Source organism: Pseudomonas sp. NPDC087626 (assembly GCF_044743405.1).
Taxonomy (GTDB): domain Bacteria; phylum Pseudomonadota; class Gammaproteobacteria; order Pseudomonadales; family Pseudomonadaceae; genus Aquipseudomonas.
Genome location: NZ_JBIUWJ010000066.1, coordinates 1 through 4,436 on the forward strand (window position 1 = coordinate 1; position 4,436 = coordinate 4,436).

Here is a 4,436-nt window from a genome sequence, read left to right on the forward strand (position 1 = left end):
GTCAGCGTCACGGTGTAGGTGACTTCACCGCCTTCGGCGACAGTGGATTTATCCACCGTCAGGGTGGCTTTCACCTCAGTGAGGGTGTCGCCAACTTTGACCACAGCCTCGTCGCCAAGCATCAGGTTCTCGAACGACTGACCTGGAACTGTTGCGTCAGTGACGCTCAGCTTGATGGTTTCGCCGTCTTTGTAGACGTCATCGCCTTGCGCTTTCAGCTCGTACGGCACGCTGGTGGTGCCGGCTTTGATCACCACGGTCGCGCCGTTGCTCAAGGTCACGGTCAGGTCTTGCTTGAGTTCCTGATCGACTTTGACGGTGAACTTCGGAGCAGCGTTTTCCAGTACATCGCCGTTGCTTTCGATGGTGACGGTGATTTTGTCGCCTTGGCCCGATGGCTCGTCGGTGACCGAAGTGGTCAACGTCGTGTCGCCCAGTGTCAGCTTCTCGAAGTTGTTAGCCGAGACAGATTCCAGCTTGTTGACGATCGCGTCCTGGCCGCCGGTGAAGATGTTGTCTTTGGCGGTAACCACTGCAGTACCGGTGGTGCTGTTGGCCGGGATCTTGATCTCGGTACCGTCGGTGAGCTTGAAGGTCAACTCGCCGTGGCTGGCCATTGGCATGCCAGCAGCGTTGGTCAGCGTCACGGTGTAGGTGACTTCGCCGCCTTCGGCGACGGTGGATTTATCCACAGTCAGGGTGGCTTTCACCTCAGTGAGGGTGTCTCCAACCTTGACCACAGCCTCGTCGCCGAGCACCAGGTTCTCGAACGATTTACCTGGAACCGTTGCGTCAGTGACGCTGAGTTTGATGGTTTCGCCGTCTTTGTAGACATCGTCGCCTTGGGCTTTCAGTTCGTACGGCACGCTGGTGGTGCCGGCTTTGATCACCACGGTTGCACCGTTGCTCAGGGTGACGGTCAGGTCTTGTTTCAGTTCCTGATCGACCTTGACGGTGAACTTCGGTGCCGCGTTTTCTAGCACATCGCCGTTGCTTTCGATGGTGACGGTGATCTTGTCGCCTTCGTTGGCTGGGTCTTTTGGATCGCCCGAACCTGGCTCGTCCGTCACGCTGGTAGTCAGCGTGGTATCGCCCAAGGTCAGTTTTTCGAAGTTGTTAGCCGAAACCGACTCGAGTTTGTTGACGATCGCATCCTGACCACCGGTGAAGATGTTGTCTTTGGCGGTGACAGTTGCGCTGGCCGAAGTCCCGTTCGCAGGAACGGTGATCTTGGTGCCGTCGGACAGAGTGAAGACCAGCGGACCATGGCTCGCCATCGGCATGCCAGCAGCATTGGTCAGGGTCACGGTGTAAGTAACTTCACCACCTTCGGCGACGGTGGATTTATCCACAGTCAGGGTGGCTTTCACCTCAGTGAGGGTGTCGCCGATGGTGACTTGGGCTTTGTCGCCCAGCACCAGGTTTTCGAAGGACTTGCCCGGAACCGTTGCGTCAGTGACGCTGAGCTTGATGGTTTCGCCGTCTTTGTAGACGTCGTCGCCCTGGGCTTTCAGCTCGTATGGAACGCTGGTGGTGCCAGCCTTGATGACCACGGTCGCGCCGTTGCTCAGGGTCACGGTCAGGTCTTGTTTCAGCTCCTGATCGACTTTCACCGTGAACTTAGGCGCAGCGTTTTCCAGCACATCGCCGTTGCTTTCGATGGTGACGGTGATCTTGTCGCCTTGGCCCGCTGGCTCGTCAGTAACGGTGGTGGTGTATTGGTCTTTGCCGAGGGTCAGCTTCTCGAAGTTGTTGGCCGAAACCGACTCGAGCTTGTTGACGATCGCGTCCTGGCCACCGGTGAAGATGTTGTCTTTGGCGGTGACCACGGCAGTGCCGCTGGTGCTGTTGGCCGGGATCTTGATCTCGGTGCCGTCGGTGAGTTTGAAGGTCAACTCGCCGTGGCTCGCCATCGGCATGCCAGCGGCGTTGGTCAGGGTCACGGTGTAGGTGACTTCACCGCCTTCGGCGACAGTGGATTTATCCACAGTCAGGGTAGCTTTCACCTCAGTGAGGGTGTCGCCCACCTTGACCACAGCCTCGTCGCCGAGCACCAGGTTCTCGAAGGACTTGCCTGGAACCGTTGCGTCAGTGACGCTCAGTTTGATGGTTTCGCCGTCTTTGTAGACGTCATCGCCCTGGGCTTTCAGCTCGTACGGAACGCTGGTGGTGCCGGCTTTGATCACGACGGTTGCGCCGTTGCTCAGGGTGACGGTCAGGTCTTGCTTCAGTTCCTGATCGACTTTGACGGTGAACTTCGGTGCAGCGTTTTCCAGTACGTCACCGTTGCTTTCGATGGTGACGGTGATTTTGTCGCCTTCGTTAGCTGGGTCTTTTGGATCGCCCGAACCTGGCTCGTCGGTGACCGAAGTGGTCAACGTCGTGTCGCCGAGGGTCAGCTTCTCGAAGTTGTTCGAGGAGACCGACTCGAGTTTATTGACGATCGCATCCTGACCACCGGTGAAGATGTTGTCTTTGGCGGTGACCACAGCCGTGCCGGTGGTGCTGTTGGCCGGGATCTTGATCTCGGTGCCGTCGGTGAGCTTGAAGGTCAACTCGCCGTGGCTCGCCATCGGCATGCCAGCAGCATTGGTCAGGGTCACGGTGTAAGTAACTTCACCGCCTTCGGCGACAGTGGTTTTATCCACAGTCAGTGTGGCTTTCACCTCGGTGAGAGTGTCACCCACCTTGACCACAGCCTCGTCGCCGAGCACCAGGTTTTCGAACGACTGACCTGGAACCATTGCGTCAGTGACGCTGAGCTTGATGGTTTCGCCGTCTTTGTAGACGTCATCGCCCTGGGCTTTCAGCTCGTACGGCACGCTGGTGGTGCCCGCTTTGATCACCACGGTCGCGCCGTTGCTCAGGGTGACGGTCAGGTCTTGCTTGAGTTCCTGATCGACTTTGACGGTGAACTTCGGAGCAGCGTTTTCCAGTACATCGCCGTTGCTTTCGATGGTGACGGTGATTTTGTCGCCTTGGCCCGATGGCTCGTCGGTGACCGAAGTGGTCAACGTCGTGTCGCCCAGTGTCAGCTTCTCGAAGTTGTTAGCCGAAACCGACTCGAGCTTGTTGACGATCGCGTCCTGGCCGCCGGTGAAGATGTTGTCTTTGGCGGTAACCACTGCAGTACCGCTGGTGCTGTTTGCCGGGATCTTGATCTCGGTACCGTCGGTGAGCTTGAAGGTCAACTCGCCGTGGCTGGCCATTGGCATGCCAGCAGCGTTGGTCAGCGTCACGGTGTAGGTGACTTCGCCGCCTTCGGCGACAGTGGATTTATCCACAGTCAGGGTGGCCTTCACCTCAGTGAGGGTGTCGCCAACCTTGACCACAGCCTCGTCGCCGAGCACCAGGTTCTCGAAGGACTTGCCTGGAACTGTTGCGTCAGTGACGCTCAGTTTGATGGTTTCGCCATCTTTGTAGACATCGTCGCCTTGCGCTTTCAGCTCGTACGGCACGCTGGTGGTGCCAGCCTTGATCACCACGGTCGCGCCGTTGCTCAAGGTCACGGTCAGGTCTTGTTTCAGTTCCTGATCGACTTTCACCGTGAACTTCGGTGCAGCGTTTTCCAGCACGTCGCCGTTGCTTTCGATGGTGACGGTGATTTTGTCGCCTTGGCCCGATGGCTCGTCGGTGACGGTGGTGGTGTATTGGTCTTCGCCGAGGGTCAACTTCTCGAAGTTGTTGGCCGAGACGGATTCCAGCTTGTTGACGATCGCGTCCTGGCCGCCGGTGAAGATGTTGTCTTTGGCGGTGACCACAGCCGTACCACTGGTGCTATTGGCCGGAATCTTGATCTCGGTGCCGTCGGTGAGCTTGAAGGTCAACTCGCCGTGGCTCGCCATCGGCATGCCAGCAGCATTGGTCAGGGTCACGGTGTAAGTAACTTCACCGCCTTCGGCGACAGTGGTTTTATCCACAGTCAGTGTGGCTTTCACCTCGGTGAGAGTGTCACCCACCTTGACCACAGCCTCGTCGCCGAGCACCAGGTTTTCGAACGACTGACCTGGAACCGTTGCGTCAGTGACGCTGAGCTTGATGGTTTCGCCGTCTTTGTAGACGTCATCGCCCTGGGCTTTAAGTTCGTACGGCACGCTGGTGGTGCCAGCCTTGATCACCACGGTCGCGCCGTTGCTCAGGGTCACGGTCAGGTCTTGTTTCAGCTCCTGATCGACTTTCACCGTGAACTTAGGCGCAGCGTTTTCCAGCACATCGCCGTTGCTTTCGATGGTGACGGTGATTTTGTCGCCTTGGCCCGATGGCTCGTCGGTGACGGTGGTGGTGTATTGGTCTTCGCCGAGGGTCAACTTCTCGAAGTTGTTGGCCGAGACGGATTCCAGCTTGTTGACGATTGCATCCTGGCCGCCGGTGAAGATGTTGTCTTTGGCGGTGACGACTGCAGTACCGCTGGTGCCGTTAGCCGGGATTTTCACCAC

General features: G+C 57.9%; 1 protein-coding gene. It reads right to left on the bottom strand.

Going from position 1 to position 4,436, the window contains the following annotated elements:
• A partial coding sequence (locus ACIOVD_RS27835) for an immunoglobulin-like domain-containing protein (RefSeq protein ID WP_401131377.1) occupies positions 1 to 4,436 on the bottom strand: 4,436 nt, incomplete at both ends.